Annotated in this window: 17 protein-coding genes and 1 riboswitch; of the genes, 9 read left to right on the forward strand and 8 right to left on the reverse strand. The window is 40.0% G+C overall.

What is annotated here, in order from left to right:
* The 4 genes from Q0X72_RS12120 to Q0X72_RS12135 form a co-directional block, all read left to right on the forward strand.
* Nucleotides 1-1320 (forward strand): DEAD/DEAH box helicase (locus Q0X72_RS12120; protein WP_297765801.1); only part of this gene is annotated, 1320 nt, incomplete at its 5' end.
* 68 nt (nt 1321-1388) lie between these two features.
* Nucleotides 1389-2171, forward strand: a complete 783-nt coding sequence (locus tag Q0X72_RS12125; protein ID WP_297765804.1) for a carboxypeptidase-like regulatory domain-containing protein — start codon at nt 1389-1391, stop codon at nt 2169-2171.
* Nucleotides 2172-2370: 199 nt separating this feature from the next.
* Entirely contained in the window at nt 2371-4059 is a 1689-nt protein-coding gene (locus Q0X72_RS12130; RefSeq protein WP_297765807.1) for an alpha-amylase family glycosyl hydrolase, read from the forward strand.
* A 34-nt stretch (nt 4060-4093) separates the two neighbouring features.
* Nucleotides 4094-4855 (forward strand): metallophosphoesterase, encoded by a 762-nt coding sequence (locus Q0X72_RS12135; protein ID WP_297765810.1) that lies wholly within the window; start codon nt 4094-4096, stop codon nt 4853-4855.
* A gap of 3 nt (nt 4856-4858) precedes the next feature.
* Here the strand turns inward: Q0X72_RS12135 and Q0X72_RS12140 are convergent, their stop codons facing one another.
* Genes Q0X72_RS12140 through Q0X72_RS12150 form a run of 3 tightly spaced genes read right to left on the reverse strand, consistent with a single transcriptional unit; the run spans nt 4859 to nt 6478 of the window.
* Nucleotides 4859-5239, reverse strand: coding sequence for a VOC family protein (locus Q0X72_RS12140; protein WP_297765813.1), 381 nt, complete (start codon nt 5237-5239; stop codon nt 4859-4861).
* 10 nt (nt 5240-5249) lie between these two features.
* Entirely contained in the window at nt 5250-5777 is a 528-nt protein-coding gene (locus Q0X72_RS12145; protein WP_297765846.1) for an SRPBCC family protein, read from the reverse strand.
* 44 nt (nt 5778-5821) lie between these two features.
* On the reverse strand, nt 5822-6478 hold the full coding sequence (locus Q0X72_RS12150) for an RNA methyltransferase (RefSeq protein ID WP_297765816.1): 657 nt from the start codon (nt 6476-6478) through the stop codon (nt 5822-5824).
* Between the two features lie 43 nt (nt 6479-6521).
* Between Q0X72_RS12150 and Q0X72_RS12155 the strand changes: the two genes are divergently transcribed.
* Nucleotides 6522-7217, forward strand: coding sequence for an NAD-dependent deacylase (locus Q0X72_RS12155; protein WP_297765819.1), 696 nt, complete (start codon nt 6522-6524; stop codon nt 7215-7217).
* A 130-nt stretch (nt 7218-7347) separates the two neighbouring features.
* Entirely contained in the window at nt 7348-8691 is a 1344-nt protein-coding gene (gene purB / locus Q0X72_RS12160) for an adenylosuccinate lyase (RefSeq protein WP_297765822.1), read from the forward strand.
* A 71-nt stretch (nt 8692-8762) separates the two neighbouring features.
* Here purB and Q0X72_RS12165 read toward each other — a convergent pair whose 3' ends face one another.
* The 4 genes from Q0X72_RS12165 to Q0X72_RS12180 all read right to left on the reverse strand — a co-directional run bounded on the left by Q0X72_RS12165 (nt 8763) and on the right by Q0X72_RS12180 (nt 10857).
* A complete protein-coding gene (locus Q0X72_RS12165; protein ID WP_297765824.1) occupies nt 8763-9302 on the reverse strand; it encodes a DUF4252 domain-containing protein in 540 nt (179 codons plus the stop codon).
* A 79-nt stretch (nt 9303-9381) separates the two neighbouring features.
* Nucleotides 9382-9930: a DUF4252 domain-containing protein gene (locus tag Q0X72_RS12170; protein ID WP_297765828.1), complete on the reverse strand. Its 549-nt coding sequence runs from the start codon at nt 9928-9930 to the stop codon at nt 9382-9384.
* Nucleotides 9931-9941: 11 nt separating this feature from the next.
* Nucleotides 9942-10361 carry a hypothetical protein gene (locus Q0X72_RS12175; protein ID WP_297765831.1) on the reverse strand — a complete coding sequence of 140 codons (420 nt, stop codon included), beginning with the start codon at nt 10359-10361 and terminating at the stop codon, nt 9942-9944.
* Nucleotides 10348-10857, reverse strand: coding sequence for a sigma-70 family RNA polymerase sigma factor (locus tag Q0X72_RS12180; protein WP_297765849.1), 510 nt, complete (start codon nt 10855-10857; stop codon nt 10348-10350). The genes Q0X72_RS12175 and Q0X72_RS12180 overlap by 14 nt, the downstream gene beginning before the upstream one ends.
* Nucleotides 10858-11091: 234 nt before the next feature.
* Here Q0X72_RS12180 and Q0X72_RS12185 point away from each other — a divergent pair, with 234 nt between their 5' ends.
* Nucleotides 11092-12567 carry a S41 family peptidase gene (locus Q0X72_RS12185; RefSeq protein ID WP_297765834.1) on the forward strand — a complete coding sequence of 492 codons (1476 nt, stop codon included), beginning with the start codon at nt 11092-11094 and terminating at the stop codon, nt 12565-12567.
* 237 nt (nt 12568-12804) lie between these two features.
* On the opposite strand, the gene Q0X72_RS12195 is transcribed toward Q0X72_RS12185, so the two are convergent.
* Nucleotides 12805-14436, reverse strand: coding sequence for a TonB-dependent siderophore receptor (locus tag Q0X72_RS12195; RefSeq protein ID WP_297765837.1), 1632 nt, complete (start codon nt 14434-14436; stop codon nt 12805-12807).
* 70 nt (nt 14437-14506) lie between these two features.
* A riboswitch (cobalamin riboswitch) is annotated at nt 14507-14727 on the reverse strand.
* 69 nt (nt 14728-14796) lie between these two features.
* On the opposite strand from Q0X72_RS12195, the gene Q0X72_RS12200 reads away from it, so the two are divergent.
* Together Q0X72_RS12200 and Q0X72_RS12205 are read left to right on the forward strand one after the other, a co-directional pair.
* Entirely contained in the window at nt 14797-15951 is a 1155-nt protein-coding gene (locus tag Q0X72_RS12200) for an ABC transporter substrate-binding protein (protein ID WP_297765841.1), read from the forward strand.
* On the forward strand, nt 15952-16548 hold a 597-nt coding region (locus Q0X72_RS12205; protein ID WP_297765843.1), incomplete at its 3' end, for an iron chelate uptake ABC transporter family permease subunit.

The following is a 16548-nucleotide window of genomic DNA, read 5'->3' on the forward strand; positions in this document are numbered from 1 at the left end:
CTCGATGAGGCCGATGAAATGCTCAATATGGGCTTTTATGAGGACATCAAAGACATTTTATCAACTACACCAAAGGAAAAATCTACCTGGTTATTCTCAGCTACCATGCCCAAGGAGGTTTCAACCATCGCCAAAAAGTTTATGCACAAGCCGCATGAAGTAACGGTAGGTACAAAAAATTCGGGTGTAGACACAGTTCAACACGAATATTATGTTGTAGGTGGTAGAGATCGTTATGAAGCATTAAAAAGACTGGCCGATGCCAATCCGGGTATTTTCTCGGTTGTTTTCTGCCGTACTAAAAGAGACACACAAAGAGTTGCTGAAAAATTGGTTGAAGACGGGTATAATGCCGGAGCACTTCACGGTGATCTTAGTCAGAACCAACGCGATCTGGTGATGAACTCTTTTAGAAAAAAACAGATACAGATGCTCGTAGCTACTGATGTGGCTGCCAGGGGAATAGATGTGGATGATATTTCACACGTTATCAATTATCAATTACCCGATGAGATAGAGACCTATACTCATAGAAGCGGAAGAACCGGTAGAGCTGGAAAATCGGGAATTTCAATGGTTATCATTACGCGTAGTGAACTGCGTAAAATAAAGACCATTGAAAATATGATCAAACAAAAATTTGAAACTAAGAAGATCCCTTCAGGTATGGAGATCTGCGAGATACAATTGTATCATCTGGCGAGTAAAATCCGGAATACGAAGATCAACACTGCTGTAGACAACTACCTGCCTGCCATAAATGATGTGTTCGAAGGTTTAGATAGGGAAGAATTGATCAAGAAAATAATCTCGGTAGAATTTACAAGATTTTATAGTTATTACAGCAAAGTAAAAGATCTCAATACATCCGATAATCAGCGTGGTGAAAGGGAATCCCGTAGTTCCAGAGGGCAAGAATCTTCCTCAAATGGCACAGTTCGGTATTTTATCAATGTAGGAGAAAAAGACGGTTATGACTGGATGTCTTTAAAAGATTTTCTCAGGGATACCCTGCATATTGGAAAAGATGATGTCTACAGAGTGGATGTGAAGGACAGTTTTTCCTTTTTCAATACCAACCCGGAATTGAGAGAGCCTATCCTAAATACTTTTAAAGATTTTAAAGTAGACGGCAGGTTTGTAAATGTAGAAGAATCTAAAAGCCCTGAAGGTGGCGGAGGTCGAAGGGGTAAAGATAAAGGTCGAAGAAGAAACAAAGACAAGAAGGGGAAAGGCAGTTTCAAAGATCGTTCATTCTCAAAAGGGCCAAGCCAACGTACTGGCAAAAGAAGAAGTAAAAAAAGGGACGGTTTCTTTTAGTTAATTCTATATTAAAAAAGATATCTTACTCTAGATTTTTTGGTTTATTCGTGCTAAACTGGATTTCTTTGAAAAAACAAATTCTCTTATGGCTTGCTCTCTTAAGTTCTGTGCTGATCTTTGCTCAGGACAGAGACCCTGATGTGCAAAGTGATCAATTCAGCGCTGTGGTGATCAATGCTCAAACTGATGAACCCCTGGAAAGCGTTCATGTAGTGAATCTCAATCAAGTTGTAGGTACTATTACCAACGAACGTGGTGAATTCTCGATAAGAGCCGCTGTTAATGATACCTTGTATTTCTCGTATCTCGGATTTAAATCTCAGAAAATACGGGTTACCAATGATATGTTCAAATTCAGTGACACCAAAATAGCGCTTACAGAATTGGCCTACGCCCTGGAAGAGGTAATCGTTCGTCCCTACCAACTAACAGGGTATTTGGAAATTGATGTTAAGAACCTTCCTATAAATACTGCTTATCAATACAGCATTTCCGGACTTTCAAAGAGCTATGAAGCCGGCAATAAGAATCCCAGTGCAGTTACCAAAGTCCTGGGAGCTATTTTAAATCCGGCCGACCTACTGAGGAATCTTTTTGGCAAGAAGCCAAATCAGATGCGCAAATTAAGATTGATCAAGGAAGACGATGAAATAAGAGATCTACTGGCGTCTAAATTCGACCGGGAGACCCTTACCGAGCTTCTGCAATTGGAAAAAGTAGATATTGAGGATATTCTCTCAAATTGTAATTTCTCCAAATCCTTTATTACCACTGCCAACGATCTCCAAATATTGGATGCAATAAGCAGTTGCTATGAAGACTACAAGGTGCTCAACAGGAAACGGTGATTCTTACTCTTAGGAATGCAGGTTGCTGTTATTTACTTTGCTTACGATTTTAGATCGGATCAATTAAATTTTATTAATCCAAGATCATTTTATAGCTTTAAAAAAAATAAAAAGCCTTCCTGATCCATTAGCTAATACAAGGAAATCCTTGTTAATTTATTCAATGTTTGAAGCAGGCATTCCTCAAATACACCAATTAATGAAGAGAGTACTGGCTTTTTTGTGCTTAATGATCCTTTTGACAGCATGCAAGGATTCCACAGTCACATCATCACAAGCTGCCATAGTTCAAAATGATACTCCGGTAATTGTAAAAGAAACTATCCCATTTCGCTGGGCTGGTGCTAATATTTATTTCTTACTTACCGATCGTTTTAACAATGGCAATCCGGAAAACGATATCAATTTCAACAGAACGGAAGAAACAGGGCCTTTGAGGGGCTTCATGGGTGGTGACATTCAGGGGATCACTCAAAAAATTGAAGAGGGTTACTTTACAGATCTCGGGATCAATGCTATCTGGTTTACACCTGTGGTAGAACAGGTTCATGGTGCTACCGATGAAGGCACAGGGAACACCTATGCTTACCACGGATATTGGGCTAAGGATTGGACGGCACTTGACCCAAATTTCGGCAGCAGAAAAGATCTTGAAAAAATGGTGAAAAAAGCTCATGAGAAAGGGATCCGAATTCTGATGGACGTAGTTTTGAATCACACAGGTCCGGTCACGGAAGAAGACCCGGTCTGGCCATCAGAATGGGTGATCACAGAACCTACCTGCACCTTTGAAAATTATGAATCTACCACCACTTGCACTTTGGTGGCAAATTTACCCGACATACTGACCGCTACTGACGAAGCAGTAGATCTGCCCGATGCCTTATTAGCAAAGTGGAAGGATGAGGGAAGGCTAAGCATTGAACTAGACGAACTTGAACTGTTCTTTGACAGGACCGGATATCCCCGCGCCCCCAGGTTCTATATCATCAAATGGTTAACAGATTATGTCAATGACCTAGGTATAGATGGATTCAGGGTAGATACGGTTAAACATGCAGACGAAAAAGCCTGGGCCGAATTGTACAAAGAAGCTTCCTATGCCTTTGAAAATTGGAAAAAGAAGCATCAGGATCAGGTTTTGGATGATGCCCCTTTCTTTATGGTTGGAGAGGTTTATAACTATGGCATTTCCGGTGGGCGTACTTTTGATTTTGGTGATAAAAAGGTAGATTATTTCTCTAATGGTTTTAATAGTCTTATCAATTTTGAATTGAAAACAGACGCTAATAAGGATTATGAACAGATCTTTAAGAAATATAGCAGCCTTCTGCATTCTAAATTAAATGGGCAAAGTGTAGTAAATTACCTAACTTCTCATGATGATGGAAGTCCATTCGACAAGGACAGAACAAAACCATTTTATTCCGCTAATGTACTCTTGCTAACTCCAGGAGCATCCCAGGTATATTACGGGGACGAAACTGCACGCGATCTTACTATAGAAGGCACTGTGGGAGATGCTACGTTACGTTCATTTATGAACTGGAACGAGATAGATAGCCTTAACACAAAGGACATCCTAACTCACTGGCAAAAATTAGGTCAGTTTCGAAATCATCATCCCGCTATTGGGGCAGGTAAACACAAGCGATTGGCAAAAAAACCATATGTTTTTAGCAGAACCTACACGGATGGTGAATATAAAGACAAAGTGGTGGTTGGACTTGATCTTCCTAAAGGAAAAAAATCACTTTGGGTTAAAGGTTTTTTTGGGGATGGCACCCAATTATTTGACACCTATTCTCAAACACTCGTTGAAGTAAAGAAAGGTCGTGTAATCTTAGATAACGCCTATTCTGTGGCATTATTAGAACTAGCTCAATAACCTTCTTTTCTCACATTAAGGATCTACTTGTATTATGAAAATTAGCAGGAGAAAATTTGTGATCTTGTCTTTTTTAGGACTTGTAGGTTTTCTTTTTCTGGATGCCTTTTGGATAGAAAAGTACATAATTAAATGGTCCAGGCACGATATCAGGGAAGGTAGTGAGGACACCATAAAGGTCATTCAACTTACAGATCTGCAAAAACCCGACTTGTTATTCTTTACCGGTGATTCTATCAATTGGCCCAATCAATTAGCCCTATTGGAGGCCTTCTTAAAGTTAATTCCATTAGAAATACCCAAAATTGTCATTATGGGTAATAAAGAATATGACGGGAAGGTATCACCGGATATGTATCACGAACTTTTCGGAAAGTACAATGGAAAATTGCTCATCAATGAATCTTTAACTTTTACAAAAGGGAGGCGGCGGATTAACATCGTTGGGATAGACGATATGATGATGGGGAAACCGGATATAAAAATGGCGGCAAGAGATATTGACTATACCCATGATACCATCATCTTAAATCATTGTCCTCAATACCGCGACTATATAGATCGTTTTCTTCTTGAACTTAAGGTACATATTAAGCTTATTCTTTGTGGACATACTCATGGGGGTCAGATTCAACTATTGGGAAATGTATTTTATACACCCGTTGGGAGCGGGGGCTACGTAAATGGATGGTATAAAAGTAAACAATCACTGATGTATGTTTCAAAAGGCATTGGCACCAGTTACCTGCCAATGCGATTTGGAGCCCGGGCAGAAGCCCCTATCTTTTATATATAATCTTTAGTGGCGTGAATGAAGAGCTATTCTATTGCCTTCACTATCAATAAACAAGGCCATATAACCTATATCCTCACTAATAAGTTTTTTAGTTTGCAGGATCTTACCCCCTGCCTTTTCGATCCTGTCTACTTGTTCCTGTACATCTTTAGAAGAAAAATATAAGAGAGGTCCGGCCGTTTTACTGGGGTGATAAAAATCGGCTTGCTTAACCAATGAACCTGAAGCACCCATTTTACCCTCAGCAAAGGGAAACATACCCATTAGCAGATCGTTAAAGTTTTGCACTTCAATTTTTACTTTAAATACGGCTTCATAAAATTTTTTAGCGCGGTCCATATCAGCCACAGGTATCTCGAACCAGCCAACCATATTAGCCTCCATAATGTTTAATTTAAGATTCCATTTGTGTTTTTAGGGACGCCAGCCCTTCTTCAAAATCTTTCCCTACCATCTTATCCATACTCATAAAAAGCATCATAATACTCATAGGAAACTTGTTGTTTCCTTTAAAACCCCAGGTAACTTTAGTTCCATTATTAGGAACCTCTTCCACATCCAGATAGCAATCAGAAGTAGACTTCCATGGTTTTAAAAACCGCAATTCGCCTTCTATTCTTTCACCGGGAATTATTTTGGTGATCTCCTGCTCCCCTTCCCCTACATCTTTATTCCCGTTCCAATAACTAATGGCACCTACTTCACCGTCAGTCCCCGTAAATTTCTTTTCCATATTCGGATCCTTTCTCGCCCAGGGTGACCAGGTATCATTGTTCTTTAAGTATTTGATGTAATCGAATACTTCCGTCTTTGGCTTGGCGATCTCAACAGATCTATTCACATCATAAGACTTGGGTGCAATAAGGGCCAGAAAAAGTATAATTCCGACCAGGGCGATAATAATATAAAGTGCAATATACATTTGTGTATCAATTAGTTGGTTCATTTGAAAGATACAATATCTTTCTATATTTTGGTATTATAACGGTCAATTATCTGATCAATATCTTTAATCGATTTTTTTATCCAATCTTGTCTTTTTGCCTCCTTTTCGCCATCAGGTAATTGCCAGGTCAGATCTGTTGTGCGCAGCTTAGTTGTCATTTGCTGCAATATGATGGCGGCGGCAACAGAAACATTGAGACTTTTCGTAAAACCAACCATAGGGATATGGACAAACTGGTCTGCCCCGTTCAAAGCTGCATCACTAAGTCCCTCTTTTTCAGCACCAAACAGAAAAGCTATCTTTCCGGAAATGTTCAGTCTGTCTATAGGCAAGGCATCTTTCTTTGGCGTAGTGGCTACTAAAGTATAATCGCGTTTCTTTAAAATACGCAGACACTCTTCTGTTGATTTATACCTGTGGATATCTGTCCATTTCTGCGCTCCCAGTGCTATTTTTTTATCTAATCTTTTGCCGAATCTGCGTTCAATTACATGAACCTCCTGAATTCCAAAAATATCTGCGCTGCGAATCACTGCACTCGCATTGTGCAAATGATATACATCCTCCATAACAACTGTCAAATATTTGGTTCGTAAGGACAGGACCTCTTCAAAACGCTTAAGTCGGTCCTTGGAAACAAATGATTCCAAATAATCAACCAAGGCAGGATCTTCCATAGTTCGAATATAATAAAAACGTAATTTTAGAAAAAGTAGTAACATGAGTAAAAAGATCGTAGTCCTCTCCGGTGCCGGTATGAGCGCTGATAGTGGCTTAAAAACATTTAGAGATGCCGGAGGCCTTTGGGAAGGACATGACGTAATGGAAGTTGCTTCGCCTCAGGGATTTAGAGCCAATCCGGAATTGGTCCTGGAATTTTATAATGAAAGACGCAAGCAATTGCTAAAAGCTCAACCAAATGAAGGCCACAAAGCATTGGCAATTCTAGAAAACCATTACAAAGTAACCATCGTAACTCAAAACGTGGATGATCTTCACGAAAGAGCCGGCAGCACAGATGTAGTACATCTTCACGGCGAACTGTTTAAAGTAAGAAGCACCGCACCACCTTATACCGTGTATGAGTGGAAAAAAGATCTCAAGTTAGGGAATTTGTGTGACCAAGGACATCAGTTGAGACCGCATATTGTTTGGTTTGGTGAGGAAGTGCCTCTACTATCCCAGGCAGCCTCCCTTACTTCCCTCGCAGATATTCTGATCATCATAGGCACTTCATTACAGGTGTATCCTGCAGCCAGTCTAATGTATTATGCCAAACCGGGGACACCTGTCTACTTTATTGATCCTAAACCTGCTATAGATACCTCAGCGGACTTTAACCTTCAGATCATTGCTAAGAAAGCGTCAGAGGGCGTACCTGAACTGGTAAATACCTTGCTGGATACCACTCTGTGATAATCGATCCATTATTGGGAATAGCTAAAATCCAGTATGTCATCATGGTCGCCAACTATCTAATGAGCCCTTTCCAACTCAAAACTAATGGCTATCTTTGCGCTTTCTGATTTACATGATATCACATCCTATGATCTCTAACGAAATAAAGGCTATATCCCCTATAGATGGGCGCTACAAGAGTAAAGTTATTTCCTTAACTTCTTACTTTTCCGAGGAAGCTCTGATGAAATACAGGGTACGCGTAGAGGTAGAGTATTTTCTGGCACTGGCAGCTTTGCCCCTTCCCCAATTAAAGTCGATTCAACCCGAAAAACTCGAGGCATTACGAAAGATATATCTGGAGTTTACAACAGAGGATGCTTTGGCGATCAAGGAGATAGAAAAAACCACGAATCACGATGTAAAAGCCGTTGAATACTTTATTAAAGGAAAGTTTGATGCTTTAGATCTGTCTAATTTTAAAGAATTCATCCATTTTGGCTTAACCTCTCAGGATATAAACAATACTGCCATTCCATTGTCCCTTAAGGAAGCAATGAATGAAGTATATGTACCGCAATATTCGGAATTGCTGAAGAAATTGAAATCACTGGCAAAAGATTGGGAAAAGGTACCTATGCTTGCCAGGACCCATGGGCAGCCTGCGTCCCCTACCAGGCTCGGAAAAGAATTAAATGTATTTGTAACCCGGCTAGAGGAACAATTCAATTTATTGAACGATATTCCTTCAGCCTGCAAGTTTGGAGGTGCCACAGGAAATTACAATGCACACCATGTAGCCTATCCCAATATAGATTGGAAGCAGTTTGGGCAAGATTTTGTAAAAAACCAATTAGGGCTTTACCATTCGTTCCCTACAACCCAGGTGGAGCATTATGATCATATGGCGGCGCTGTTCGATGGCCTGAAAAGGATAAATACTATTCTTATTGACCTCAACAGAGATCTGTGGACCTATATTTCCATGGACTATTTTAAACAAAGGATAAAAGAAGGCGAAGTAGGATCTTCTGCTATGCCACATAAAGTGAATCCAATCGACTTTGAGAATTCTGAAGGAAATCTGGGTATTGCCAATGCTCTGTTCGAGCACCTCGCCGCCAAGCTGCCTATCTCAAGACTTCAACGCGATCTCACGGACAGTACAGTATTAAGAAATATTGGTGTTCCATTTGCTCACACGCTTATTGCGATGCAGGCTACTTTAAAAGGACTTGGAAAACTTTTGTTGAATGCAGATAAAATTGCAAAGGACCTCGAAAACAATTGGGCAGTGGTAGCAGAGGCTATTCAAACTATCTTAAGGCGTGAAGGGTATCCTAATCCTTATGAGGCGTTAAAAGAGCTTACAAGGACTAATACGGCCATCACCAAGGATTCTATTGGACAGTTTATTGAGACACTGAAGATATCTGATGAATTAAAAACCGAACTCAACGCAATTACCCCTAGTAATTATACCGGTATATAAATTCTTCCGCAAATAAATAAATAAACCTGCCTAATGAACCAGGCAGGTTTTTGAATTATTCTACAATCTTATTACCCTTTTAGAAATTGACCTATCTCTCCTAATCCTTCTCCTTTGTAATCAGATTTTTGCAGGGCTTGCATTAATTGCACTAAATAAGCAGGATTCATATCCTTCCCAAGTACTCTTACCAGGGCAAAACCCTTGTCATCCATATTGCCGTAGATGATCACCTCATCAATAGCATCTTCTTCTCCCAGGTACTTTACATAGCCTTTGCCATATTGAGAATTAAGCTTCATCAGCTCTTTAAAGTCTTTATTCTTTAAAATTGCATTTACTTTCCCTTTTTCAATTTCATATTCTGTGTTGTTCGAAGCTGTTTTTCTGAATGCCAATACATTGAGCTTTCTCAGGGATTGTACAGCTGTTCTCTGCGATTCCGTTAAGTCTACCTCGTTAAGATTTAGTATGCTTGCCGGTAGGTCTAAAGAAATAAAATTTGGATTTTCTGCGCTGTCTACATAGTACTCCTGTAAACTCTGGGTAGAGGAACAGCCTATAAAAAGTAACACAGTTAAAAGTGATAGTATTCGAGTGATCGTTTTCATGATTTTTAAGGTTCATTAATTGGTAAGAAGACTGAGGGTATTTGCTTAGCAGTAATACCCACAGTCCTCCAACCCATTGTTAGGATTTCTTTTTTTCAATTTGATTTAGCTCCTTGGGTAGATTCATCTTCTTTGTCAAGGCCCCAATCTTTGTCAGGTCAATATCCCCCGTAAGCGTTAACAGAACCGTTTCAATTTTACGATCATTAATCTCTATATCGGAATTTTTGATCCCGGTAACAAACATCAGTAGTTCGCTTACATGGTCCTCATCCTTTCCTTTACGGATATAGAACTTTACATTGGCGTCCTTGTCCTTTACGCGCATAAGCTCCTCAAGAGATGCGTTTTTTAAATAACGGTCTACCGTAGATCTCATATCGGCGGATATGCCTTTGTTCTCGGTTACGAAAACCTTTAAACCACTGAGACTTTTGGCAATTTCCATCGCCTCTCTGGCCTCGGGTTCGTCCACATTCACATCCATTTTTACAAGGAGATCGAACATATTTTTATTGACGATCACAGAACTTACCTCATCCATATCTTCGAACTTATCAAAGATAGATTGTGAGAACCCTGCAAATGGAAGCAGTGCTATTACTATTAATACTAGATACTTTTTCATACTGTTGTTTTTTAATTGTTTTTGTAAATTTTTTGCTTTGTTTCTTCAAATTCATGTAAATAAGCCACTTTTTTGGTCCCACGATCCAAATTTTGGGCCAGAAGACCTAGGGCCTTCTTTGTCTGGAGGTAAGCGTATTCTGCTTCCCTTCTTTCCTGGTATTGATTACCAAAATATATTCCAAAAACCAAGACGGCAACGGCTGCAACGGATATCCACCTATAATACGCTTTGCTGGTTTTTAATGGCACCTGCTTTGTAAACCGCTCTTGTTTGGCACTCGAGAAAAATGAGAACATGGCACTGTACTGTTCCAAATGTTCCGCAACACTGTCTCCGGTAAAATAATCCCGTAAGACCTGCTCTTCGGCTTTCGTGGTCTGGGCCTCAAAGTATTTCTCCAGTAATCTTTCTATTCTATCTAATTCCATAGTTGTGTTTTTCTACTAATTTTTCCCTAACCATTTTACGAGCCCTAGACAAAGTAACTCTTACGGTCGCAGGCTGCATATCGAGCATTTCTGCTATTTCTTCAAAACTGTATTCTTCAATATCTCTTAATTGTAAGACCAGTTTTTGCTGTTCGGGCAAGGTATCCATGATCTTCTCAACCCATTGCAGACTGTCATTTACTTCAACTTGTCTTTGTAATGACTTGGTTTCATCTGCATAATTGCTATGAACCAATTTTAAGTTGCCAGACTGTTTAGATTTTAATCTATCCAGGCAAAAATTCTTGGTCATTGTCATCGCAAAGGCTTCCACATTCCTGTACCGGCCCATTCCTTTCTTTTTCGCCCATAATTTCATCAACACTTCCTGAGTGGCGTCTTCTGCTTCTTCAGAGGACACCAGCAGCCTTTTTGCCAGCCGGTATAATTTGTCCTTAAAGGGCATGACAATCTGAATAAACTCTGTTTGTGTCATTCTTGGTTGATCGGCGGTTGTTAAGACCATTTAATAGGTGTGTTACATAAGCAAGACGACCTATAACGAAAATTGTTACAAATTTTTTTTTCTTATTTAATATCTGCTTACTTTAGCTTCTAATAACCTTCCCTACACCTGATATTGTCTAATATCACCCAAGGTATAAAAAGACCTTTGGTTTCGCATACTTTTGGAATAATTATTGAGGTAAAGTCAAAAAAAAAAGAAAATATGAAAAAGCGCTTACTAATCATGCTGGTAGCTGCCTTTGTGGGCCTTTCCTGCAGCAAAGATGACGATGTAAACCAGGGAGGGCTTAATCCCAATCCTACCGCCAATCTCGATATACAGGATTTTATGTGGAAGTCTCTCAATCTGTGGTATTTCTGGCAGGCCGAAGTTCCTAATTTGGCAGACGACAGATTTAGCACTAATGCAGAGTATACAGAATTCCTTCAATCTGAAGCAAATCCGACCGCCTTTCTTGAAAATCAACTTTTGTTCAGCGAAGATCGTTTTACATTTTATAGCGACGATTACGAAGAGTTTACAAATTCACTTACAGGTGTTACCAAGAGTAATGGGCTAAGTTTTGGTCTTATTGCTTACGGAACCAACGAGATAGCTGGGTATGTCCGGTACGTTACCCCAAACTCAGATGCTGATGGGGAAGATATTACCAGAGGTGAATTTTTTAGCGGTGTAGACGGCATTGAACTCACAGAGAGTAATTATATAGATCTATTATTTGGGGAGAATGATACCTATACCCTTAACATGGCCAATTATGAAAATGACACATTTGTGGCCAATGGAAAGGATGTAGAACTTACCAAGCAAGAAAACTTCCAGGAAAACCCCATCTATGTATCGAATATGATCGAAACCAATGGACAAAAGATCGGTTATATTTTCTACCGTAGGTTCTTAACCGATTATAATGATGAATTAAATAACACCATTGGAGCATTAAAATCACAGGGGATCACTGATCTGGTATTGGACCTTAGGTACAATCCGGGAGGATTTGTAAGTAGCGCTGTCCAATTGTCCAGTATGATCTATGGTACTAATACCGATGATTTATTCTATCGTAGAAGATACAATCCTAAACTACAGGAAGTATTTGGTTCTTCTGCGGAAGATAATTTCGTAGATCAAACCACCAGCGGAATGTCTATTAATACCCTGAATTTGAATAGGGTTTACATTTTAACTACCAATAGATCTGCCTCAGCAAGTGAATTGGTGATCAACTGTTTAGATCCCTACATGGAAGTTATCCAGGTGGGCACAACAACTACAGGCAAGAACGAATTCTCAGTAACACTTGTAGATGATCCTGACAGAGATGGTCTGCCCTATGTCTATACGGCTGCCCGTGAATCATTTATTAATCCTGATAATTCCTGGGCCATCCAGGCTATCATTGGGCGAGGAGAGAATTCTGCCGGATTCTCAGACTATACCGATGGCCTTGTACCTGAAATAGAATTGGCCGAAGATGTTTTAAATCTTGGGATCCTCGGAGATCTTAATGAGCCATTATTAGCACGGGCAATTGAAGATATCACCGGAGTTTCCGGGAAACGCGATTTTGGTGTTCGTATGCCCGCAAAACCAATTGCTGACTCTGATTCCTTCTCCCGCAATCAGGACCTGATGATCATGGACAATTTAAAACCAATAAGCAAAAACGACGAATAAAGATCTTTCTTGAAATTACTGAAATGGCCTGCTTTAACAGGTCATTTTTATTTTATTTCTCAGAGCTTTATGGTAAAACCGGCGCTGATATTTCGGCCGCGAGTATTAAAACCGAGTACTTCCGTAAAAGATTCATTTAACAGGTTATCCCCATTGAGAAAGACGCTAAATCTATTTGGTATCACCGTATATGACGTATAAAAACCAAGTAGACCAAAAGGATCTAATTCTACATCGCTAAATGTTCCGAAAACAAAGCTGATAGCCAACACTCGTATTTACCTTATGCTTGGGAATGCGGATAGCATTGTCCCCTGTTCTCTCAGTAAAAGTATAATTAGCTTCTACAGTCAAGGAGTTCACTGGAGACCAATTAATTTCAATTTCCAGGCCTTTTGCATTAATGGTATTTGCTGCATTGCCATATTGAAAACTGGCATTGTCAAAAAACACAAAGTCTTCTTCCTTTCTGTCAAAATAAAGTGCGCTCGCCCTCAGCTTATTGGTGATCAAGTATTCTACACCCGCCTCAATAGTCCGGTTAGATTCTGGTTTTAGATCCGGATTAGCTCCAAACTGACCAAATAATTGGGTTAGAGAGGGAGTAATATAGGCAGTTGCATAACTTCCGAGAAATTTTACATACCCATTCTCATTTTTTAAGGTAAAGCTTGGATTCAATGTATATACAAACTGACTGCCATATTCTGAATGATTGTTCAATCGCCCTCCTGTATTTAATTGAAATCCTTTAGACCCAATATAAACGATAGACGCATAAGGATCCACAAATGTAAATTGACGGTAATTATCAAATTCTGTTCTTTCAAGATTGTAATTGACCCCTACTATTGTGAGGAACTTACCAAATGTGTTTTTATTAAAAAGATCACCTATTACATTTTGTCCACGAAATGTTCCCGGGAAAGCGCTAAAATTTTCTGAGTCATAAGAAGCATAGGCTATATTCAAAGTGGTAGATCCGGATCCATATATAAATTGAGAAGTTGATCCTATCCTTTCCTGAGTACTTTCAAAAGAATAAGGCGCATCTACCATACCGAAAGATTCGTCATAAGCCGCTCGCAGTTTAGACTGACTTCCATAGAAACTAGTCTTAAATTTCGGACTGAAGCTATACCCAATCTTTAGATCTATACTTATAGTGGAAAATGGATCTGCCTCATCTGCAGCAGTATTGATGGAGGATAATCCATCCGCAAAGCGATGACTGAATCCCACCGTATAATCCCATTTGTCTATTGTCCCGTCTATTCTGGCACTATTTGCGAAAGAATTTAAACGATATCGCTGGTCATTGGTGGTTTGGTTACTTCCCATGGATGATTGGAAAGTTCCGGCAATTTTCCTGTCAGAAGCTTTTCTAGTGGTTATGTTTATGACCGCTGTGGCCGCATTTGCCCCGTACAATGTGCTGGAGGCACCTTTAATGATCTCAACCGACTCAATGCTCGATGTTGGCAATAGACGTAGGTCGTACTCCTGGGAAAATGAAGAAGGATCGGAGACCCGTATCCCATCTATCACCACAATGACTTGTTTCCCTCGTCCCCCTCTGATAAAAGCTCCCAGTATCTCCCCTGGTCTACCCCGGCTTCCTGACAACTCTATTCCACTTTTTGTATTGATGATCTCTGGCAGGGATTTTCCCTGACTCCTGGAGAGTTCTTCCGGACCAATCTGAATGACCGTCTTTCCTGAATTTTCTCTTCGAATGGGAAATCGGGTGTCACTCACCACAACTTCTTCTAATTTTTGAACGTTTATCGAATCTTTGATTCCATCTTGTGCCCACATTGATGTGCCAATGACCATTAGAGCACAGGCCTTCCATAATTTTTTGTTCACAGATTTAAATTCCTAAAATCGGAGTAGCGTATGAAGTATACATACGTAAACTTTTGTCCCGAAAGTTATACATCGTTTTTTTGAAACTGGCAGGTCTCCTGACTTGCGTTTTGACATCTACCTTCCCATCTTAGATATTCAAAGACAGTGGTTTTGAAGAAATGACAAACATAGTTCCTACTAAGAGGATCTACTGAGCTCACAGTTGCGGGAACAGTTCCGGATTTAAACCGGATTCCCTTTTAATGCTGCCTCATAGCTTAGGCAGCAACCAAACTTCGTGGCGAAGATAAACAAATTACCTAATCTTTTTGACTCAGTGTAATTAACCTTACTTTTGACATCTCTGATCAAATGTCCATGAGATTTTTCTTCTTTTTTCTACTGATGATAGGCCTTTTTGCTTGCAAGAATTCCGAAAACAAAGATGGTATTTCTTCTATAGAACTTCTCGAAAATAGAGAATCAACCATAGCCCATGCCAAAGGATTTGAAGTGCAAAATACAAGTGAAGGTATCACCGTTATCACAGTTAATTCTCCCTGGCCAGCGGCCGATAAAAGTTTTACTTATGCGCTAGTGCCGAGGGAAAAGATGGCTGAAGTATTAATTGACCCTTCCCACTTCGATGCTGTGATCCCTGTACCCATAGAAAACCTTGTAGTAACCTCCACAACACATATACCCGCTCTGGAAGCACTTGAGGTTGGTGATCGTTTATCCGGATTTCCCGGAACAGACTACATTTCTTCAGAATATACAAGAGCACGAGTGTCTGCAGGTAAAGTGATCAATCTCGGCAATAATGAAATGATGAATACCGAAATGACCCTTCGTTTAAAACCCGAAGTGGTCGTTGGATTTAGTATCTCTTCCGAGAATAAAACCTATGAAACGCTTAAGAGATCGGGAATACCTGTAGTCTATAATGGCGACTGGACAGAGCAAACTCCACTGGGAAAGGCAGAATGGATAAAATTCTTTGCGCCATTCTTCCAACTGGAAGAAAAGGCGGAGATCCTATTCGATTCCATCGCTGAGGCCTACCAACAAGCAAAAGAGCTGGCAAAAAATGCAAACACTATCCCCTCGGTGATGAGTGGTGCGCTTTATAAGGATGTTTGGTATGCCCCCGGAGGAAAAAGCTGGGCAGCACAGTTCATTGAAGATGCAAATGCCCGCTATCTATGGGAAGAGACCGAGGAAACCGGAAGTCTCTCCTTAAGCCTTGAAAGTGTATTGGCGAAAGCCACTAATGCCGATTATTGGATATCGCCCTCCCAATTTACTTTCTATTCCGATCTAGAAAAGGCAAATTCTCATTATCTTCAATTCAACCCGCTTAAGAATAAGAAGATCTATACCTATGCGCGGAGCAAGGGAGAAACTGGCGGACTTATTTTCTTCGAACTGGGTCCAAACAGACCAGATTTGATACTAAAAGACCTTATCCATATCTTTCATCCGGAAGTTTTGCCAGAACACAAATTATTTTTCTTTAAGCCATTGCAATAATTGAAAAGTAGATACCCATATCGATTTATATTATTATTTATCCTGCTTTTAGTAAGCTTTGGGATCAACATTAGCTTCGGTTCTGTTGAGATCCCTTTTTCTGCTACGCTAAAAGAACTATTCACAGCTGTCTCCTCAAATGACTCCTGGGCATACATTATTTGGGAATACAGACTACCAAAGGCCTTTACCGCAATACTCGTTGGGAGTGGACTTTCTTTGAGTGGACTATTGATGCAAACCTTGTTTCGAAACCCACTAGCCGGACCTTTTGTATTGGGAATAAGTTCTGGAGCTAGTTTAGGAGCTGCCTTTCTTATTATGGGCAGTGGAGTCTTCTCCTTGGGTGTTTTTTTAGTCAACGATATCTCACTCGCCATTGCATCTAGTATAGGTAGCGTATTGGTATTACTAGCTGTTATTGCCATGGCCCGAAAGGTAAAAGATACCATGGCCCTTTTGATCATTGGATTAATGTTTGGAAGTATAACGGCGGCCGTAGTTACAGTTCTTTCCTATTTTGCAAAGGCAGAAGAACTTCAACAGTATATTTATTGGTCCTTTGGAACCGTAGGAAATTTGAGCAGCTCCCAGGTG

It is taken from the genome of uncultured Muriicola sp., assembly GCF_947258935.1.
GTDB lineage: Bacteria > Bacteroidota > Bacteroidia > Flavobacteriales > Flavobacteriaceae > Muriicola.

What these genes read in the sequence shown, in the direction of transcription:
- Q0X72_RS12135 (WP_297765810.1), top strand. Translation starts at nt 4,094, where the DNA reads ATGAAAATTAGCAGGAGAAAATTTGTGATCTTGTCTTTTTTAGGACTT.
- Q0X72_RS12170 (WP_297765828.1), bottom strand. Translation starts at nt 9,930, where the DNA reads ATGAAAAAGTATCTAGTATTAATAGTAATAGCACTGCTTCCATTTGCA.
- Q0X72_RS12165 (WP_297765824.1), bottom strand. Translation starts at nt 9,302, where the DNA reads ATGAAAACGATCACTCGAATACTATCACTTTTAACTGTGTTACTTTTT.
- Q0X72_RS12130 (WP_297765807.1), top strand. Translation starts at nt 2,371, where the DNA reads ATGAAGAGAGTACTGGCTTTTTTGTGCTTAATGATCCTTTTGACAGCA.
- Q0X72_RS12175 (WP_297765831.1), bottom strand. Translation starts at nt 10,361, where the DNA reads ATGGAATTAGATAGAATAGAAAGATTACTGGAGAAATACTTTGAGGCC.
- Q0X72_RS12145 (WP_297765846.1), bottom strand. Translation starts at nt 5,777, where the DNA reads ATGTATATTGCACTTTATATTATTATCGCCCTGGTCGGAATTATACTT.
- Q0X72_RS12200 (WP_297765841.1), top strand. Translation starts at nt 14,797, where the DNA reads ATGAGATTTTTCTTCTTTTTTCTACTGATGATAGGCCTTTTTGCTTGC.
- Q0X72_RS12140 (WP_297765813.1), bottom strand. Translation starts at nt 5,239, where the DNA reads ATGGAGGCTAATATGGTTGGCTGGTTCGAGATACCTGTGGCTGATATG.
- Q0X72_RS12155 (WP_297765819.1), top strand. Translation starts at nt 6,522, where the DNA reads ATGAGTAAAAAGATCGTAGTCCTCTCCGGTGCCGGTATGAGCGCTGAT.
- Q0X72_RS12150 (WP_297765816.1), bottom strand. Translation starts at nt 6,478, where the DNA reads ATGGAAGATCCTGCCTTGGTTGATTATTTGGAATCATTTGTTTCCAAG.
- Q0X72_RS12180 (WP_297765849.1), bottom strand. Translation starts at nt 10,857, where the DNA reads ATGACACAAACAGAGTTTATTCAGATTGTCATGCCCTTTAAGGACAAA.
- purB (WP_297765822.1), top strand. Translation starts at nt 7,348, where the DNA reads ATGATCTCTAACGAAATAAAGGCTATATCCCCTATAGATGGGCGCTAC.
- Q0X72_RS12185 (WP_297765834.1), top strand. Translation starts at nt 11,092, where the DNA reads ATGAAAAAGCGCTTACTAATCATGCTGGTAGCTGCCTTTGTGGGCCTT.